The sequence below is a fragment of the Lysinibacillus sp. FN11 genome (assembly GCF_024628845.1).
Taxonomy (GTDB): Bacteria; Bacillota; Bacilli; order Bacillales_A; family Planococcaceae; genus Lysinibacillus; species Lysinibacillus capsici.
Genome location: NZ_CP102383.1, coordinates 2,645,422 through 2,663,705, shown reverse-complemented (window position 1 = coordinate 2,663,705; position 18,284 = coordinate 2,645,422). Strand labels below are relative to the sequence as shown.

At 38.0% G+C, this 18,284-nt stretch carries 20 protein-coding genes and 1 riboswitch; of the genes, 17 read left to right on the top strand and 3 right to left on the bottom strand.

Annotation, left to right across the window (positions count from 1 at the left end; all coding sequences use genetic code 11):
* Positions 1–189: 189 nt before the first annotated feature.
* The 4 genes from deoC (at position 190) to NP781_RS14235 (ending at position 2,074) form a co-directional block, all read left to right on the top strand.
* The gene (deoC, locus tag NP781_RS14250; RefSeq protein ID WP_257520200.1) at positions 190–861 is read left to right on the top strand and encodes a deoxyribose-phosphate aldolase; all 672 of its coding nucleotides are present in this window, start codon (positions 190–192) and stop codon (positions 859–861) included.
* A 135-nt stretch (positions 862–996) separates the two neighbouring features.
* On the top strand, positions 997–1,224 hold the full coding sequence (locus NP781_RS14245) for a spore coat associated protein CotJA (protein ID WP_221680069.1): 228 nt from the start codon (positions 997–999) through the stop codon (positions 1,222–1,224).
* Positions 1,217–1,480, top strand: a complete 264-nt coding sequence (locus NP781_RS14240) for a spore coat protein CotJB (RefSeq protein ID WP_016994107.1) — start codon at positions 1,217–1,219, stop codon at positions 1,478–1,480. Before NP781_RS14245 ends, NP781_RS14240 begins: the two co-directional genes overlap by 8 nt.
* A gap of 24 nt (positions 1,481–1,504) precedes the next feature.
* Complete coding sequence (locus NP781_RS14235; RefSeq protein ID WP_004227065.1) at positions 1,505–2,074, top strand: manganese catalase family protein; 570 nt, start codon at positions 1,505–1,507, stop codon at positions 2,072–2,074.
* Between the two features lie 51 nt (positions 2,075–2,125).
* On the opposite strand, the gene NP781_RS14230 is transcribed toward NP781_RS14235, so the two are convergent.
* Complete coding sequence (locus NP781_RS14230) at positions 2,126–2,782, bottom strand: potassium channel family protein (protein ID WP_221680071.1); 657 nt, start codon at positions 2,780–2,782, stop codon at positions 2,126–2,128.
* Between the two features lie 25 nt (positions 2,783–2,807).
* Complete coding sequence (locus NP781_RS14225; protein WP_221680073.1) at positions 2,808–4,145, bottom strand: TrkH family potassium uptake protein; 1,338 nt, start codon at positions 4,143–4,145, stop codon at positions 2,808–2,810.
* A gap of 115 nt (positions 4,146–4,260) precedes the next feature.
* Positions 4,261–4,401: riboswitch (cyclic di-AMP (ydaO/yuaA leader) on the bottom strand.
* Between the two features lie 252 nt (positions 4,402–4,653).
* On the opposite strand from NP781_RS14225, the gene rpsU reads away from it, so the two are divergent.
* The 13 genes from rpsU (at position 4,654) to recO (ending at position 16,039) form a co-directional block, all read left to right on the top strand.
* Positions 4,654–4,827 (top strand): 30S ribosomal protein S21, encoded by a 174-nt coding sequence (gene rpsU / locus NP781_RS14220; RefSeq protein WP_004227078.1) that lies wholly within the window; start codon positions 4,654–4,656, stop codon positions 4,825–4,827.
* Positions 4,828–5,134: 307 nt separating this feature from the next.
* Positions 5,135–6,463, top strand: coding sequence for an NfeD family protein (locus NP781_RS14215; RefSeq protein WP_221680074.1), 1,329 nt, complete (start codon positions 5,135–5,137; stop codon positions 6,461–6,463).
* 3 nt (positions 6,464–6,466) lie between these two features.
* Positions 6,467–7,471: a flotillin-like protein FloA gene (gene floA / locus NP781_RS14210; RefSeq protein WP_004227087.1), complete on the top strand. Its 1,005-nt coding sequence runs from the start codon at positions 6,467–6,469 to the stop codon at positions 7,469–7,471.
* Between the two features lie 26 nt (positions 7,472–7,497).
* The gene (locus tag NP781_RS14205; RefSeq protein WP_257520199.1) at positions 7,498–7,974 is read left to right on the top strand and encodes a YqfB family membrane protein; all 477 of its coding nucleotides are present in this window, start codon (positions 7,498–7,500) and stop codon (positions 7,972–7,974) included.
* Positions 7,975–8,028: 54 nt separating this feature from the next.
* Positions 8,029–8,277, top strand: a complete 249-nt coding sequence (locus NP781_RS14200; protein ID WP_257520198.1) for a hypothetical protein — start codon at positions 8,029–8,031, stop codon at positions 8,275–8,277.
* A 1-nt stretch (position 8,278) separates the two neighbouring features.
* The gene (locus tag NP781_RS14195; RefSeq protein WP_221680077.1) at positions 8,279–9,391 is read left to right on the top strand and encodes a sporulation protein YqfD; all 1,113 of its coding nucleotides are present in this window, start codon (positions 8,279–8,281) and stop codon (positions 9,389–9,391) included.
* Positions 9,392–9,393: 2 nt separating this feature from the next.
* The gene (locus NP781_RS14190; RefSeq protein WP_004227104.1) at positions 9,394–10,350 is read left to right on the top strand and encodes a PhoH family protein; all 957 of its coding nucleotides are present in this window, start codon (positions 9,394–9,396) and stop codon (positions 10,348–10,350) included.
* 353 nt (positions 10,351–10,703) lie between these two features.
* Complete coding sequence (locus NP781_RS14185) at positions 10,704–12,824, top strand: HD family phosphohydrolase (protein WP_257520197.1); 2,121 nt, start codon at positions 10,704–10,706, stop codon at positions 12,822–12,824.
* A gap of 8 nt (positions 12,825–12,832) precedes the next feature.
* A complete protein-coding gene (ybeY, locus tag NP781_RS14180) occupies positions 12,833–13,306 on the top strand; it encodes an rRNA maturation RNase YbeY (protein ID WP_048392192.1) in 474 nt (157 codons plus the stop codon).
* Complete coding sequence (locus NP781_RS14175) at positions 13,307–13,657, top strand: diacylglycerol kinase family protein (protein WP_221680079.1); 351 nt, start codon at positions 13,307–13,309, stop codon at positions 13,655–13,657.
* A gap of 59 nt (positions 13,658–13,716) precedes the next feature.
* Positions 13,717–14,130 carry a cytidine deaminase gene (locus tag NP781_RS14170; protein ID WP_221680080.1) on the top strand — a complete coding sequence of 138 codons (414 nt, stop codon included), beginning with the start codon at positions 13,717–13,719 and terminating at the stop codon, positions 14,128–14,130.
* On the top strand, positions 14,117–15,034 hold the full coding sequence (gene era, locus NP781_RS14165) for a GTPase Era (RefSeq protein WP_004227129.1): 918 nt from the start codon (positions 14,117–14,119) through the stop codon (positions 15,032–15,034). Before NP781_RS14170 ends, era begins: the two co-directional genes overlap by 14 nt.
* 219 nt (positions 15,035–15,253) lie before the next feature.
* Positions 15,254–16,039, top strand: coding sequence for a DNA repair protein RecO (gene recO, locus NP781_RS14160; RefSeq protein WP_257520196.1), 786 nt, complete (start codon positions 15,254–15,256; stop codon positions 16,037–16,039).
* A gap of 24 nt (positions 16,040–16,063) precedes the next feature.
* Here recO and NP781_RS14155 read toward each other — a convergent pair whose 3' ends face one another.
* The gene (locus NP781_RS14155) at positions 16,064–17,464 is read right to left on the bottom strand and encodes an S-layer homology domain-containing protein (protein ID WP_257520195.1); all 1,401 of its coding nucleotides are present in this window, start codon (positions 17,462–17,464) and stop codon (positions 16,064–16,066) included.
* Positions 17,465–18,284 lie beyond the last annotated feature (820 nt).

Sequence of the window (18,284 nt, the reverse complement as noted above, 5' to 3'; positions counted from 1 at the left end):
CGGTTGGAGGCAATCCTTTTTTGTTGCTTCAGGAGGAGGGAAATACTCGAATAAATTGGCATATCCATGTCATAGTAGGAATTGAATTGAGCCAAACTAATAAAATAGAAAGATATTAGACGCCAACATGAAAAAGTGGTATGATTCGAAGAGGTACGTACATCTTGTTTAATGAAGGAGCGTTCAACAATGGAAAAAAATTTTGCACGTATGATTGATCATACATTATTAAAGGCTGAGGCAACAAAAGAACAAATTGAAAAATTATGTGCAGAAGCTAAACAATTTAACTTTGCTTCTGTTTGTGTAAATCCTACTTGGGTAAAACGTAGCAGTGAATTACTACAGGGTACAGACGTTTTAGTTTGTACGGTTATCGGCTTCCCACTTGGTGCCAATACGCCAGCAGTCAAAGCATTTGAAGCAAAAGATGCCATTGCTAACGGTGCAAAAGAAGTAGATATGGTTATTAATATCAGTGCATTAAAAGATAAAAACTATGAGCTTGTACAAGCAGATATCGCAGCAGTAGTAGAAGCAGCTAAAGATAGCGCACTTGTAAAAGTCATTATTGAATCATGCTTACTAACAGATGAGGAAAAAGTGAAAGCATGTGAATTAGCTGTAGCGGCGGGTGCTGACTATGTGAAAACATCTACAGGTTTTTCTACTGGTGGAGCAACAGCAGAGGATATCGCGCTTATGCGTAAAACTGTAGGTCCAGATCTTGGCGTAAAAGCATCAGGTGGTGTTCGTAGCTTAGAGGACATGAAAAAAATGGTAGAAGCTGGTGCGACTCGTATTGGGGCTAGCTCTGGTGTAGCTATTATGAATGGTTTAATTGCCGACTCCAACTATTAATTTTATCTTTTTATAGAGCCATAAGCTCATGTGTACATTGACGTGAGCTTATGGCTTCTTTGTGTTTAATCAGCATAATAATTTTCTATGCACATATACTCCACTGATGAATGTAAATACAGAAAGGAGGATGTCATGTTTACACAGTATAAGTCTTGGAGGCCCTATATTAGCCCCTTTGATCCTTGTAAGCCTATAGAAGTTAAGTATTATGCAACACCCCCACAGCTATATATGGGTTTTCAACCACCTGGACTTCCACAATTTCCAACCGCAAGAGAAGCGCTAATAGCAGGAACACTATGGCCACAGTTGTTTAGCCCATACCCATTTCCCCTAAAAGGAGGGAGGAAGCATGACTAAAAAGATGCCGCCCGAATTTTATAAGCAATTAGAAGAAATACAAGCAATTGATTTCGTCATTGTTGAATTAAACCTCTATTTAGACACTCATCCACACGATTATGACGCCATTCAGCAATTTAATGAAAATACAGAGAAAAGTATGAAACTTAAAATTGATTTTGAGCAAAAATATGGACCGCTCATGAATTTTGGGAGAAGCTATTCAAATTATCCTTTTAACTGGATTGATACACCATGGCCATGGCAAGTCTAAACAAAAGACTAGGAGGAAAAATCTTTGTGGTATTATGAAAAGAAACTCCAGTATCCGGTAAAAGTTAGTACATGTAACCCAATGCTTGCAAAGTTTTTAATTGAACAATATGGAGGAGCGGATGGGGAACTGGCAGCAGCTCTACGCTACATGAATCAGCGTTATACGATTCCTGACAAAGTAGTAGGGTTATTGACCGATATAGCAACAGAGGAATTTTCACATTTAGAAATGATTGCCACGATGATTTATAAGCTAACAAAAGATGCAACACCAGAAATGCTGAAAGAAGCTGGTTTGGGTGATCATTATGTAAATCACGATCGGGCTCTATTCTATCAAAACGCCTCAGGTGTACCATTCACAGCAACCTATATTCAAGCAAAGGGTGACCCTATCGCGGATCTGTATGAGGATATAGCAGCTGAAGAAAAGGCACGTGCCACATATCAATGGATTATTGACTTATCAGATGACACGGATTTAAATGATAGCTTGAAGTTTTTACGTGAACGGGAAATTGTTCATTCCCAGCGCTTTAGAGAGGCTGTTGAAATTTTAAAAGATGATAGAGATCAAAAGAAAGTTTTCTAAGACAACTATGGCTGGCTGTATCAAGGTGAACTTGACACAGCCTTTTTGTGGTTATTGAATATTCGAGAATAAAGTAAGATCTTTTCGATGACCAATCATTACTAATAAATCTTCCTTTTCAATAATTTGCTCAGGAGAAGGGGAAATTATTATTTCCCCTTCGCGCACAATCGCAATCACACTGACGTTATATTTAGCTCGAATATCTAGATCCCGAAGATTATATCCTGCCATTTTAGAAGGGATCATGATTTCTTCTAAACTGTACTCTTTTGATAATTCTATATAATTTAACATATTAGGTGATAGTAACTGATTTGCTACTCTTTCGCCCATATCTCTTTCAGGATAGATAATCCAATCAGCACCTACCTTATCCAACACTTGTCCATGCCTTTTTCCAAGTGCCTTTGCAATCACTTTTTTGATCCCTAATTCTTTTAATAACGATACAGTTAATATACTGGATTGCATATCGTTACCGATCGCCACGATAACACAATCGAAATTTCCAATGCCAATGGATGTTAAAGCTTTCTCTTCAGTTGTATCTGCTACTACCGCATGGGTTACATAAGGTTCTGCATCTTCAACTCTTTCCTCACTAATATCGATGCCTAAAACATCCTGTCCAGCTTCATGTAATCTGCGGGCGACACTTGTGCCAAATCTACCTAAGCCGATTACGGCGTATTGTTTAATAGCCATTTAATTAACAACTCCTTCTTCTAATCTAACCTATCATTATATTCCCCTTTGGGTGGCGGAAAGCTTCTGATTTTCGACGTTTTGTAATGGCAAAGGCAATAGTTAAGGGACCTAATCTACCCGCAAACATAGTTAAAATAATTAAAACCCGGCCACCTGGTGTAAGTTCAGGTGTTAATCCCATTGAAAGTCCGACCGTTCCAAAAGCTGATGTTGCCTCAAATAAATACATCATGAAGCTATGTTTTTGTTCTATTATGCTGAGGATGATGGTAACAAATACAACAATGAACATACCACACATGACCACAGTCATAGCTTTTAAAATTGTTTCATTTAAAATCCTGCGTCTAAAGAGAACGACATCTTCTTTCCCTCGAATTTGTGACCACATAGTAGCCACTAAAACAGCAAAGGTTGTGATTTTAATACCTCCAGCAGTCGACCCAGAGCCTGCCCCAATAAACATGAAAATGATCATTAAAAATAATGTAGAATGCGTTAAGTCTCCAATAGCCAGTGTATTGGAGCCAGCAGTTCGTGGTGTAACCGCTTGGTAAAGGGAACCTAACACTTTACCCCATTCGGATAATGATCCAAGTGTTTTTTGGTTGCCATACTCAAACAAAAATATCAAAATGGTTCCACTAGCAGTTAGCAAAAGTGTGGTTACTAAGACTATTTTTGAATGGACAGAAAGCCTTTTAGTCACACGATATTCATACAATTCATTCATAACAATAAAGCCTAATCCACCGATTGTAATAAGAGCACAGATGGTGAAAACAACAAAGGGGTCATCAACATAGGCAGTCATTCCGTTAAAGCCACCCATTAAATCGAAGCCAGCGTTGTTGAAGTTGGATATGGCATGAAAAAATCCAAAATACAGGGCCTTTCCAATAGGCATATCAAAAGAAAAACGAATCGATAGAATAAGACCACCGATTATTTCAATACATGCTGTAAAAAGCAATATTCTTTTTACTAATCGAACAAGACCAGCTATGGAGATATTATTAAATGCTTCTTTAAGCAGCAGTCTTTCTTTTAATGAAATTTTCTTCCCAAGTAGTAAAAATAATAATGTGGCAAATGTCATAAATCCTAAACCGCCAATTTGGATTAAGAATAAAAGAACCACTTCGCCAAAAGTAGAGAAGGTATCACCTGTATCAACTACAATTAATCCAGTGACACAAGTAGCTGATGTAGCAGTGAATAAAGCATCTAAAAAGGGCAAACCCTTCCCATCCTCAGTAGAAAATGGCATTGTTAAAAGAAACGTCCCTATGGCAATAATGAGAGCAAAGCCCAATACGAGAACTTTTGGAGGGTTTAATGCTTTTTTAAAATTGTTCATTTTATTTTCCTCAATTCTGAATAGTAAACAACTGTTTGTTAAATGGCATAATAAAAAGACCTACGATAAGAGCATGAAAATGACTGAAAGCATGCTAATAATGGTGGTCAATAACGACCTCCTTCGCTTTAGCCGACGAAGTTAGCTGACGGGTAGGATGGCGAAAGAGCTTTCTCATCCCTTCTGCTAAAGCAGAATTAACCCCAAAAATTGGTTCCTCCGTTCTCAAATAGTTGAGATTTGGCCGATATGAAATTGAATGTGATTATTCTACGCCCTTATTCTATTTTTTGTAAACCCCTTAATTGTTAGGAAAATGTAATTATTTTTATTGTGGGCGATTTCTGTATGAATAATTCGAGCAAAAATAAAACCAAAAATTCACTTGATAATTTCGCATACTTTCTATTGACCATTATTAGACAATACGATATAATTTTTTAGTACACAACAGAAGGTAATTTGCCTAATTGTGTATTGACGTGTGTTCGGAGGGAGGGAAAGAGAGATGTCAAAAACTGTCGTTCGCAAAAACGAATCGCTTGAAGATGCTCTTCGCCGCTTCAAACGTACTGTATCAAAAAGTGGTACAATTCAAGAAGTTAGAAAGCGCGAGTTCTACGAAAAACCTAGCGTAAAACGTAAAAAGAAATCAGAAGCTGCACGTAAACGTAAGTGGTAATTTAATTTCCCATTAAAAATCCCTACGTTCATAACACGCAATTGTATGATTCACTGAGCAGACAAAGTTATACCTGAAATTAATCACATTTTTGATTAATTTCAGGTATTTTACATTGCTCAACTTTACGTACATATGAAAAAGCCGAATGAAATCACTTTGATTCATTCGGCTTTTTTGCACATACTGTTGTTAATTGCATTAGATCGAGTGATAAATAAGTGAATAAATTTTTAAGATTTGTGAAACTTTTCGCATGATTGACCGTATATACAGAGGAGAGGCATGTTAGAAGGGAGGGGAAAAGATGCGAAAACGGAAAATCCTCAGCTATTTACTAGTGATATGGATGACTTTTTTGTTAGCGTTTCCATTAACTTCGGCTTTTGCCAGTAATAAGGTTTATCATGTTCTGATTCATAATGAAGTAGAACGAGGACTTCATGCATTTTTAGAACGAGCTTTTAAAGAGGCTGAAGAAAACAATGCAGAGGCGATTATCTTAGAAATACATACGCCTGGCGGTTTTGTGAATGCGGCAAATGATATCGCCATGCTTATGGATGCAACGCAAATAAGGACGATTGCTTATATTAATAAGGATGCGCACTCAGCAGGAGCTTTTTTAGCCTTACATGCGGATGAGATCTACATGGTTCCAAATGGAACAATCGGTGCAGCGGCAGTTATCGATTCAGCAGGTAATGCGGCCGACCTAAAGGCTAATAGCGCTTGGCTTGCTCAAATGAAAGCAGCAGCAGAAACGTCAGGGCGCAACCCTAAGTATGCATTAGCAATGGCAGATACCAACTATGAACTACCAGAATACCGTGCTGGCGGAAAGAATTTGTTAACCCTATCTGCCTCAGAAGCATTAAAGGTTAAATATTCTGAAGGGACGGTTAAGGATTTTCAGGAGCTTTTAGACGTAACCAACTTAAATGGTAGTGATGTTGTTCCCATTGAACCGACCTTTTCTGAAAAATTAGCTCGTTTTATTACAAATCCCATCATTGTACCTATTCTATTGTCTATCGCTAGTTTAGGACTTGTGATGGAGCTTTATTCGCCAGGATTTGGTGTTCCAGGTATAATGGGCTTATCAGCACTTGGTTTATTTTTCTTTGGACATATGGTGGCCGGCTTTGCGGGATATGAAACATTATTGTTATTTATTGTTGGGTTAGCCCTTTTAATTGCAGAGTTTTTTGTCCCTGGTGGAATTGTTGGTATTTTAGGTGGTGTCTTAATAGTACTAAGTCTGATACTGGCAGGTGCAAATATGATGCAAATGATAGTAGCAATTCTCATTGCGCTTGTGATAGCGATGATAGGAATGGTGATTCTGATGAAATTTTTCGGAAAAAAACTGCATGTCTTAAACAGGCTTGTGTTAATGGATGCAACCACGACAGAAGAAGGGTATGTATCCAATGTGAATCGCACAGAACTGTTAGGGAAAATTGGGAAAACGCTTACGCCACTTCGTCCATCTGGAACAATGGTACTTGGTAGTGAACGCATTGATATTGTCTCAGAAGGTGGATATATCGATGTCAATCAACATGTAGAAATTATTAAAGTTGAAGGCTCACGCATTGTTGTGAGACAAACAGATAAAGAGATGGAGGAATAGAAAATGGGTTTTGATTTAGCTTTGATTGGTCCTATTGCTGGACTAGTTATTTTATTCATTGTGCTTGCGGTATTCTTTACCTTTGTACCCGTAGCATTGTGGATTTCTGCATTAGCAGCAGGTGTACGTGTGAGTATTTTCACATTAATTGGGATGCGCTTACGTCGTGTAATCCCGTCTCGAATTGTTAATCCGTTGATTAAAGCACATAAAGCTGGTTTACCTGTAACGATTAATCAGTTAGAGAGTCACTATTTAGCAGGTGGTAATGTTGACCGTGTAGTGAATGCCTTAATTGCGGCTCATCGTGCCAATATTGAACTGTCATTTGAACGTTGTGCAGCAATTGATTTAGCTGGGCGTGATGTATTAGAAGCTGTTCAAATGTCCGTTAATCCAAAAGTTATTGAAACACCTTTCATTTCAGGTGTAGCAATGAACGGGATTGAAGTAAAAGCAAAGGCTCGTATTACCGTGCGTGCCAATATCGAACGTTTAGTCGGTGGTGCTGGTGAAGAAACAGTTATTGCTCGTGTTGGTGAGGGGATCGTTTCAACTATCGGTTCAGCGACACATCATACAGAAGTTTTAGAAAATCCAGATATGATTTCGCAAACAGTATTATCTAAAGGTTTAGATTCAGGAACAGCCTTTGAAATCTTGTCCATTGATATTGCCGATGTAGATATCGGTAAAAATATCGGTGCTGAATTACAGATTGAACAAGCACAAGCAGATAAAAACATTGCGCAAGCAAAAGCCGAGGAACGTCGTGCTATGGCTGTTGCAAATGAGCAAGAAATGATTGCACGTGTTCAAGAGATGAAGGCGAAAGTAGTAGAAGCAGAGGCAGAAGTACCTCAAGCGATGGCTGAAGCCTTACGTTCCGGTAATCTTGGTATTATGGATTATATGAACTATCGTAATATCCAAGCGGATACAGCGATGCGCGATTCGATTTCAAAAGTGAGCACAGATAAACCTGAAACAAATGAACCTAATGCTTAATAACGGAAAGGAGCAGAACTAATAATATGGAACAATTAATACTCTTTGCCATAATTGCCATAGTCAGCTCTATTTTCGGAAAATCAAAAAATAAAAAGCCTCAGAAGCAGATGCCTCCTTTTAATAAAGATACTGTGGTGGAGCCTCCAGTTACGGAGAAAGCGCCACATCGTACTGGGAAAGCACAGAGTTTTGAAGATTTTGCACGAGAATTTATAGGAGATTGGATTCCAGAAAATGAGAAAGTCGAGGAGCCTAAAAAACTTGTTGAAGAACAAGTGAAAAGAGAAATACCAAGCTATGTTGCCCCAACTGTCATTCCAGCAGATATCCCTAGCCGTTCTTCTAATCGAGAAAGTCGAGGACGATTAGCTGCTGAAAAAAAGGAAGTGCAGTCAGTTGGCTCACATTCGACTTTACAACTACCTCAATCTAAAAATGATCTTATGCAAGCAATCGTGATGGCTGAAATATTAGGGCCACCAAAATCAAAAAGAAAATAACTAGCATGTCCTCCTTTTTCGATGCATATATTGCCGAAGAAGGAGGCATTTTTTATGAAAAAATTATTTCAATTAACGCCACTACTTGAGTTGTTAGAATACGAATCATTAAAAATTATTGGACCCTACCGTTTTATTCATGCAGATGCGACGACCTGTTCGTTTGTCTATGCAGATTATCATATTACTGTCAATGCGGATTCAGTGAAAATCAATGCGCTCAAAGAAGAAATGCTACATCTCACTGTTGACAATCTACATGAGCTTCATATGAAAATGACAAAGAATATGGGTGTGAGCTAAAATGTGGAATAATCGGCCAATTATTATACGTATAAAGCGCCATGAAAATGTTCATCCTTTTATTCAAGCATTGCACGCTCAACATGTACCATTAAAGCGTGTTGTCTTTCGTGAGCAGGAAGTTTCCTTTGAAACGACGATGCATTATCTACCAAAAATTCGCCGTGTACGAAGACGTTTTCGCTTAAAAATGGCTGTATTTTATGCAGATGAGCTTCAAGTTTTTCGAGCGCAAATTTGGACTTTATTGGGCTTAGCCTTTATGATTGCTATTCCAATTCTTTGTGCACAAGTTATATGGCGAGTGGACATAGAAGCCGCGACACCAGAACTAGAGCAGCGTTTAGGTAAGACCTTTCATGAAACCTTTCAACTAGAAACCCCTCTATCTCAAAAAAAGTTACCTTCCAATACGGTTATACGACAAAAGCTGTTAGAGCAACACAGAGAGCTATCATGGGTTCATATTGATAAACATGGCGGACGAGTAATTTTGAGACCACAAGAATCACCTAAACAAACAGAGCAAACAACTGATAAATTAGCTTCCCATATAGTAGCAACGAAAAGTGGTGTCATTACACATTTTAATATACAGCATGGTGAGCGGAAAATTTCAGTAAATGATACAGCCTACGAAGGTGACGTCCTCGTAAGTGGTGTATTAGAAAGTGGCACAGATCAAGTTTTTGTAGGGGCGAAGGGAGAGGTTTATGCAGATTATTGGCTTGAATGTTCATTTAAAATTCCAACAAAAATTACCGTGGAAACCTTGCAGCAAAAGCAATGGCGAGTGTTGATAAAGGGTATACATCAGGAAAAGGTGGATTATGTACAAAGGAAGGATTTACCGAATTGGCTATCCCCTTATGTTTCGATTGTAGAGGAGCAACAGACGAAAACCATGCAAGTAGATTTGGATGAATCGAAAATTGAGTCATTGCTTATTCCTTTATTGCATGAAAAAGTATTACGCTCGTTACCTGCAAAAACAATCATCAAGAAAGAAAACCTTTTACAGGCAAAGTGGGGGAATGGTACAGTTGAAGGGAAAGTTCTATTTTTAGTCAATGAAAACATTGCAAGTCCAATACAAGGCCTACAAGGAGAATGATTATGTCAGAACAGTTAACTGTATTACAGGTGGATAATCCAAACGAAGCGGTTATGCTACTAGGTATTTCCGATGCAAATATGAAATTAGTTGAAGAAGCACTTAATGTTCATATCATTACGCGTGGTGAACAAATTCAACTTGCGGGTGAAGAAAATGCTAAGGAACAGGCAACATTTCTTCTGCAAGCTTTATTGAAGGTCATTCGCAAAGGAATTAATATTGATCAACGTGATGTTACAACAGCTATTGAAATGACACAAAAAGGAACAATCGAGTATTTTGCAGAACTATATGATGAAGAAATAGCACGCACGACGAAAGGTAAGTCAATTCGTGCAAAAACAATTGGTCAACGAGAATACATACAAGCAATCCGTCATAAAGACGTTGTTTTCGGTATTGGTCCAGCCGGTACTGGGAAAACGTATTTAGCGGTAGTCATGGCAACACAGGCACTTAAAAACGGCCATGTAAAGAGAATTATTTTAACTCGCCCTGCTGTTGAAGCTGGAGAGTCTCTAGGCTTTCTTCCAGGGGATTTAAAGGAAAAGGTCGATCCATATTTACGACCTCTCTACGACGCTTTAAACGACATCTACGGCTCAGAACAAACACAGCGACTAATTGAACGTGGAACAATTGAAATCGCCCCTTTAGCCTATATGCGTGGCCGTACATTAGATGATGCCTTTGTTATTTTAGATGAAGCACAAAATACAACACATCAACAAATGAAAATGTTCCTAACTCGTCTAGGCTTCGGCTCTAAAATGGTCATCACAGGTGATAAAACACAAATCGACCTACCCAAAAATACAGAATCTGGCTTGATTGTAGCAGAACGTACATTAAAGTATGTTAAATCTATCCATTTCCAAGTACTAGAACAAGGTGATGTCGTACGTCACCCAATCGTAGCCAAAATCATTCAAGCCTACGAAGAACAGCAACTTTAGAATTGCATAGCAATTCTAAAGTCTGCCCCGCAAGCGAAGCGACAGGGGCAACGGGTTTTTGAAGTCTGCCCCGCAAGCAAAGCGACAGGGGCAACGGGTTTTTGAAGTCTGCCCCGCAAGCAAAGCGACAGGGGCAACGGGTTTTTGAAGTCTGCCCCGCAAGCGAAGCGATAGGGGTAACGAGGTTTAAAACATCTATATAGTTAAAACCTAAACCTCGAATTTAATCAAAATATGGAAAAAAATGTGACAGCTATGCGAAGATGCATAGCTGTTTTTTGCTTTCTTATACATTTTTCGAGAAAAATGTATGTTGAATTGGTATGATAGTAGGTAGATAGAGGAGGTGCCAGATGGAGAAACAACTTCGAAAATTTACAGAGCTTATCGGTTTTCGCTACTTTCTTATCATCATTCTCATTTTAACAGGTGGCCTACAATTTGGGTTCATGTATGGCAATGTTAAAGGAGTTACATATGATTTCAAACCATTACAGCTTGCGCCTGAAACCGTACGATCTACTAAAACCATTGAAGACACTTATAAAACTCAGCTAGAGCGAGAAAAAGCTGCCAATGCAGTGGATTCAGTCTATCAATTTTCGGAGGATGTCGCCAAGCAAAGAGCAGCGATTGTAACATCATTATTTGATTATGTTTTGGAAGTGAAAAAAGATGTTGCAAATAGTAAGGAACCTATTCCTATTGCAGACCAAGTTACACAGCTTCGAAAGAAATTTGAATCCATTGACGAAGACCAGATGCCGTTAATTTTTACAGATTCTCAGCTGGAAAGTCTGTTAGTGCAAAGTGAAGATGATTTAACTAGAACAAGTACGCAATTATCTAAATTTGTAGAGGAATATTTACAAAAATCCATCCGACCAGAGAACGTCTTTGTTGCACAAAATGATTTTGAAACAAAGATTCGTGGACAACGAGGATATCCTGATAAAATATTCAATACAGTCGTGTTAATAGGACGTACAAGCATTATTGAAAATGAAACAATTAACGAAGAACAAACAAAGATTCGAAAACAGCAGGCCAAAGAAAGTGTAGAGCCAACAAGAATTTTACAAGGTCAGATTATTGTTCAAGAAGGCCAAGTTATTGACAATGAGGCTTTTAGACAATTAGAGCTATTAGGGATGGTTAGTAATAAAGCCTCCTTGAAGCCGATAGCAGGGCTTATTATTTTAACGCTACTGCAAATGATGTTTATGTATATTTTATTTGAGCGTTGGGAGACTAACGAACAAAAAAAACGTAATGCACTGTTAGTGACAGTGATTGTTTATAGCTTGTCTATTTTGCTCATGAAATTTATTAGCTTAGTTTCTAGTGGCTTTGATGTGACGATTGCCTTTTTATTCCCGACAGCACTAGCTACGATGCTTGTACGATTGCTAGCAGATGAGCGAGCTGCCGTATTAATTACAGTTATGACGGCTGCTTCAGCAGGAGTAATTTTTCAAGAAGGCTATTCTTCAGTTATGCAAATGGAAATTACGCTGTATATCATATTCGGGGGGTTTGCAAGCCTATTCTTTTTGCGTAGTGTGGAAAAACGCTCACATATTTTACATGCGGTTGGTGTGATTTCCCTTGTAAACATGGCATTTATAGCGTTTTATTTGTTAATGACACAATCATCCTATGGTTTACCAGAGTTAGCCTTTTACTTAATAGCAGCGATGTTATCTGCCTTGCTTTCAGGGGCATTAACGATGGGACTTTTACCATTCTTTGAATCGGCGTTTAGCTTGCTTTCGTCTTTACGCTTAATTGAGCTATCCAATCCCAACCATCCATTATTAAAAAAATTATTAATGGAAACTCCAGGGACATATCATCATAGTGTGATGGTAGCGAACTTAGCGGAAGCTGCGTGTGAAGAGATTGGTGCTGACGGTTTATTAGCACGTGTAGGTTGTTATTATCATGACATTGGTAAAACCAAGCGACCTTCCTTTTTCATCGAAAATCAGATGTCGGGCATCAATCCGCATGATTCGTTACCACCTGAAACAAGTGCAGAGATTATTATCGCCCATACGACAGATGGTGCCAATATGTTAAAACGTTATAAAATGCCTCAAGAGATTATTGATATCGCTTTACAACATCATGGCACAAGTTTGTTAAAATTCTTCTTGTTTAAAGCAAAGGAAGAAGGAAAAAATATTGATGAAGCAAAGTTCCGATACCCAGGGCCCAAACCACAAACAAAAGAAGCAGCTGTTATCAGTGTTGCGGATAGTGTCGAGGCAGCAGTACGTTCTATGAAAGAACCAAATGCAGAGAAAATTCAGAAGCTAGTACGAGCGATTATCGATGATCGCGTCCAAGATAATCAGTTTGATGAATGCGATATTTCAATAAAAGAGTTAAAATGTATAGAGAGAGTACTTTGTGAAACGTTGAATGGGATATTCCATTCACGTATTGAATATCCAAAGGCAGATAAGTAGGAGGATCTATGATTTTAACAATTGATTTTACGGATGAAACAAATGAAGTGGGAGCACAACATATCGAACTAGTTGAAAAGCTATTACAGCATGCTGCAAGTGTAGAAAATATTGAGCCAGAAACAGAGGTTTCGGTGACGTTTGTAACGAACAAGGCAATTCAAGATATTAATCGTGAATATCGTGGCAAGGACCAGCCAACAGATGTCATTTCCTTTGCGCTAGAGGAGCTAGGGGAAGGGGAAATGGAAGTAACTTTTGAAGGGATGCCACGTGTATTAGGTGATATTATTATTTCAACAGACCGTGCCAAAGAGCAGGCTGAGGAATATAATCATTCCTTTGAGCGAGAATTAGGCTTTTTAGCTGTACATGGTTTTTTACATTTACTTGGTTATGACCATATGGAGCCAGAAGAAGAGAAAGTGATGTTTGCAAAGCAAGATGAGATTCTACAAACTTTTGGCTTAGGTCGAGACTAGATGGATTTGCGAAAATACTTGCGATCTTTTGGCTATGCTTTCGAAGGCATCATAACTGCAAGTAAAGAACAAAATTTGAAATCACATATAGTAAGTGCAATCATTGTTATACTGGCTAGTTATTTGACAGGTTTATCTCGTATGGAGTGGTATATTGTGCTACTATTAATAGCACTGATGTTTGCGCTGGAAATGATGAATACAGCTATCGAACGGGTAGTCGATTTAGCTTCCCCAGAGATACATCCGCTTGCTAAGCAAGCAAAAGATATTGCAGCAGGTGCAGTGCTTGTATTTGCACTATTCAGTGCTATAATCGGATTACTCATCTTTCTGCCAAAATGGTTTTAATGGAAATGAGTGTCTTCTAATTGAAAATAAACCATAAATGTGAGGGAGAATTAGTATAGATGACAATGGATATGCATGCGTTATTAGAAGAATCAAAAAAGGCACGTGAAAAAGCCTATGTTCCTTATTCAAAATTTAAAGTAGGGGCAGCTCTACTAACAAAAGATGGAGAGGTTATTCACGGCTGTAATATTGAAAATGCAGGCTATAGTATGACAAATTGTGCTGAGCGTACAGCGTTTTTTAAGGCAGTATCGGAGGGGATTTACGAATTCGAAGCCATTGCCATTGTAGCTGATACGGAAGGACCATGCGCCCCATGTGGAGCATGTCGCCAGGTCATGATGGAGTTTTGTGCTCCAACTATGCCTGTCTATTTAACGAACTTAAAAGGTGATGTGACGGTAACGTCAGTGGGCGAATTACTACCGTTTGCATTTACGACGGAGGATTTAGAGAATGCAGGAAACTAAAAATGGCTATAAATCAGGCTTTATCTCCATCATTGGTCGTCCAAACGTTGGCAAATCGACATTTTTAAATCGTGTCATTGGCCAAAAAATTGCGATCATGAGTGATAAGCCGCAAACAACACGAAATAAAGTACAAGGCGTACTGACAACAGATGATAGCCAAATGATTTTTATTGATACACCAGGTATTCACAAGCCAAAACATAAACTAGGCGATTTCATGCTGAAGGTTTCTAAAAACACATTGCGTGAAGTGGACGTTATTATGTTTATGGTTAATGCTGAGCAAAAACTCGGTAAAGGTGATGAATTTATTTTAGAAATGCTAGCAGGAAATCCAACACCTGTCTTTTTGGTCATCAATAAAATTGATGCCATTCATCCAGATGAACTAATGGGAATTATTGAGAGCTATAAAGAGCGCTATGACTTTGCGGAGATTGTACCGATTTCTGCGCTACAAGGCAATAATGTTGAAAATTTATTAGTGACCTTGGCGAAGTATTTACCAGAAGGACCTCAGTATTACCCGGCTGATCAAGTGACAGATCATCCTGAACGATTTATTATATCTGAACTTATTCGTGAAAAAGTTCTACATTTAACGCGTGAAGAAATTCCCCATTCTATCGCAGTGGTAATTGATAAAATTCGTCGTGATGAAGAAAATGAGGATAAAATTCATGTAGCGGCTACGATTATTGTGGAGCGTGATTCTCAAAAAGGAATTGTTATCGGAAAACGTGGAGCCTTGCTAAAAGAAGTGGGGACACGTGCGCGAAAGGATATCGAAATGCTCCTAGGGTCTAAAGTTTATTTAGAGCTATGGGTAAAGGTGCAAAAAGATTGGCGTAATAAAGCTACACATTTACGCGATTTTGGATTCCGTGATGATGAATATTAAGTTTTTTCCTGACTTAGCAAATGAGTTGCCCCGATCGTGAACATTGCCCGTTGAATCAGGAATAGACGCCAAATTTTGACGTGACGGTTTTAGAGGTTAACTTCTTCTTATAGGGGCAAAAGGATCTAGGAGTATTGATCATTTTATTTTTGAGCTGTCCAAAATTATTTTGGGCAGCTCTCTTTTCATGGATAGTTCTTTTAAGAAAGGAGGGGGATTATGCTTCATAAATGGGAGGGGATTGTATTAAAGGTTCGCGCTTATGGGGAATCTAATAAGATTGTTATTTTGCTAACTCGTGAAGCTGGCAAAGTGGCTACGATGGCTAGAGGGGCAAAAAAACCTTCTAGTAGATTGGCTTCCATCACGCAACCCTTTACCTATGGGATGTTTATGGTACAACATCATACGGGCATGGGAACTTTGCAACAGGGAGAACATTTAAATTCAATGCGCCATATTCGTGAAGATATTATGGCTACTGCTTATGCTAGCTATATTATGGAATTAGTGGAGCGAGTTGTTGAAGAAGGAAAGCCAGAGCCTTTTGCATTCGATGTTTTACTACATGCACTACAAGCAATTGAGGATGGCTACGATCCTGAAGCCATTACGCTATTTGTTGAATGGAAAATGTTGCCCTATACAGGTGTACAACCTATTTTACATGCCTGTGCTGCGTGTGGCGCTGTAGATGGGGAATTTGCTTTTTCCTTTGCTCAAGGAGGATTCTTATGCCATCGCTGTTATCAGCATGACCCCTATATCATTCGCTTAACGCCAACACAGCTAAAACTTATAAGGATGTTCTACACTGTTCCTATCGACCAAATTGGAAAAATAGAGCTAAAAAAAGAAACAAAATATTTCATTAAAAAAATTATAACAACCATCTATGAAGAACAAACCGGTATTCGGTTTAAGACGAGAAAATTTATTGAGCAACTAGAACGTACCCCTGAACTGCAAATTCGCTCGAAAGACGAAATGCCAGATGAATCATAATGTTCATCTGGCATTTCACGTTATTTAAAATTCATCCTCATCCTCCGACACTAAAAAGGCCCAGTGTCCAGCAATTTTTTTACTTTCAATATAAATGTATGCTGTTTGGTCATTTTTACCTGTTAAATGGAGAATCGCTAGACCTTCAGCTTTTGGCGTAAGATGTAGTTGTCCGTTAAGAATCGTCGCTTTTACAGGCACTGGCTCAAAACCAAAGCTTTCGAGTGCTACATGTGTTGGTTCAAAAGGTAATTCTTGCGTTGTTAGTATTAATTCATCTGTCAAATGATATAAATCAATGCTGCGAACAAAATCATAGGAATACACATCTGCACCCATATTTTGCTGTTGTGTCCCATTTGAAAATGTAACAATGAATTGTCCATTTTGCAAGATGGACAGTGTTTGATCTTGTTGATTAAAGTTATATAAATTTGAAGCGAGTGGCTGTCCATTCGTGTTTTGAACCGTCACCTCTGCTGGCATGAATGGTAATTTACTCTCAGACAAATCGAGTGGTAAATTTTCGGTATAATCATCTTCATTTACTTCTTCAAGCGTTACCTTCAGCTTACCATTTACGTTTTTGACATGTACTAAATAAAAAATGTCAGTAAAATCCTCTGAATCATCAGTAAATCCAGTAATCACTAATTTGCCCGTACCTTCTTTTATAGGGGTTATCGTGATAGACTCTGTCATATCTTCCTCTTCATGCCATGTGAAAATATCCTCTGCTGGCTCAAGACCACCATAAGAGGCAAAAATATAGTCCTGCTTAAATTGATTTGCATAGACGGTTGCATTGCCTTGCAACTTTTCAGCTCGTACAACAAAAGCAGCCAATTGAGAGCGCTTTACATTGCTTTTGGGGCCGAAAGTCGTTTCAGATGTTCCTTTGGTAATCCCATTTGCAAACAATGCTTTAATATGAGGCTCAAATTCATTCCCCTTTTTAACATCTGTAAACGGTAATTGCGTGTTACTCGTACTTGTTAATCCAAAGCCTTTCGCAATCATTTTGGACATTTGCTCGCGAGTTATATGTTGAGTAGGGTAGTAGTAACCATTTGCACCATTAATAATCCCAGCATTTGCTAATGCTGCAATGGCTCCGTAGTTTTCATCGCCAGGTTTGATGTCTTTGAATTGGGGATTTTTTACGTGAACTGTATCTAACTTTAAAATACCTGCTAAAATCTTCGCAGCCTGTGTACGTGTAATAGGATTAGCAGGTTTAAATGTCCCATCCATATAGCCTGAAATAATGCCACGCTCTGCTAATTGAATAATAGCCTTACCTTCCTCATTGGTTGGGTTGACATCAGGGAAAAATGATGCTGCATGTGCGGGTGGTGCGATAATAATCGCACTTGTTACTAAAGCAGAAGCCATAGCTAGTTGAAATAAACGTTGAGACTGCAATTAAATTCCTCCAAAAAGTACAATAGAAAATTTTATAGTATATATGTTTCTGGTTAGACCCTCCTATGTATCAGTTCAAACTTCCGGACGAATGAATGTTAAAAGGTGATGTGTCTTTAGACTGTTAATTTTTCATTATTTAACAGCTAATACTAACTATAATAACTTATTTATACCAAAAAGATGGAACAACGCATAGAGGGAATTTCATCCATACCATGACGTGTTTGGTAATCAATGCTACCTTAAGTAAAAGGATGAGTTAAAACTAATTAAATTGCGTAGCGCAAAACTCGCTTCATTTTATCTTTTTAAATAAAAAGTAATACCTTTGATTTTATAGGAGGATGCAACTATATTATCTTTCTTTTTAATGAATAAATTTCAATTTTTACAAAATAAAATTATTGCAGAAATTTAATTTTATTCGTTATTTTTTTGTCTTTAAATGAAGAATATAAAGTCTTATTTATCTATATTTATACTTATATCTATATTTATAAGTATTTTAATAGGTAAAAAGATTTGTATTTTTGTTTAGTTTTCATTATATAAGTGGTAGAAACTGTTCATTCGAGACCCATATACTAGTTGAAAAGGCATTTTAACCTATGATATTGTAAATGGTATAGATAATGGTAATTATATTTTTTAAATATAATTAAGTCGTTTAATCTCCATCGAAACTGATGTACGCTAGATCACTTTAGACATGCCTATGAAATATAAAAGCCTCTATCAGCAAAACGTATTGTTATACGTTTATCAGAATAGCGCAGTCCTATGGAAGAAGGAGGAGTCACATAGTGCTTAGTACATT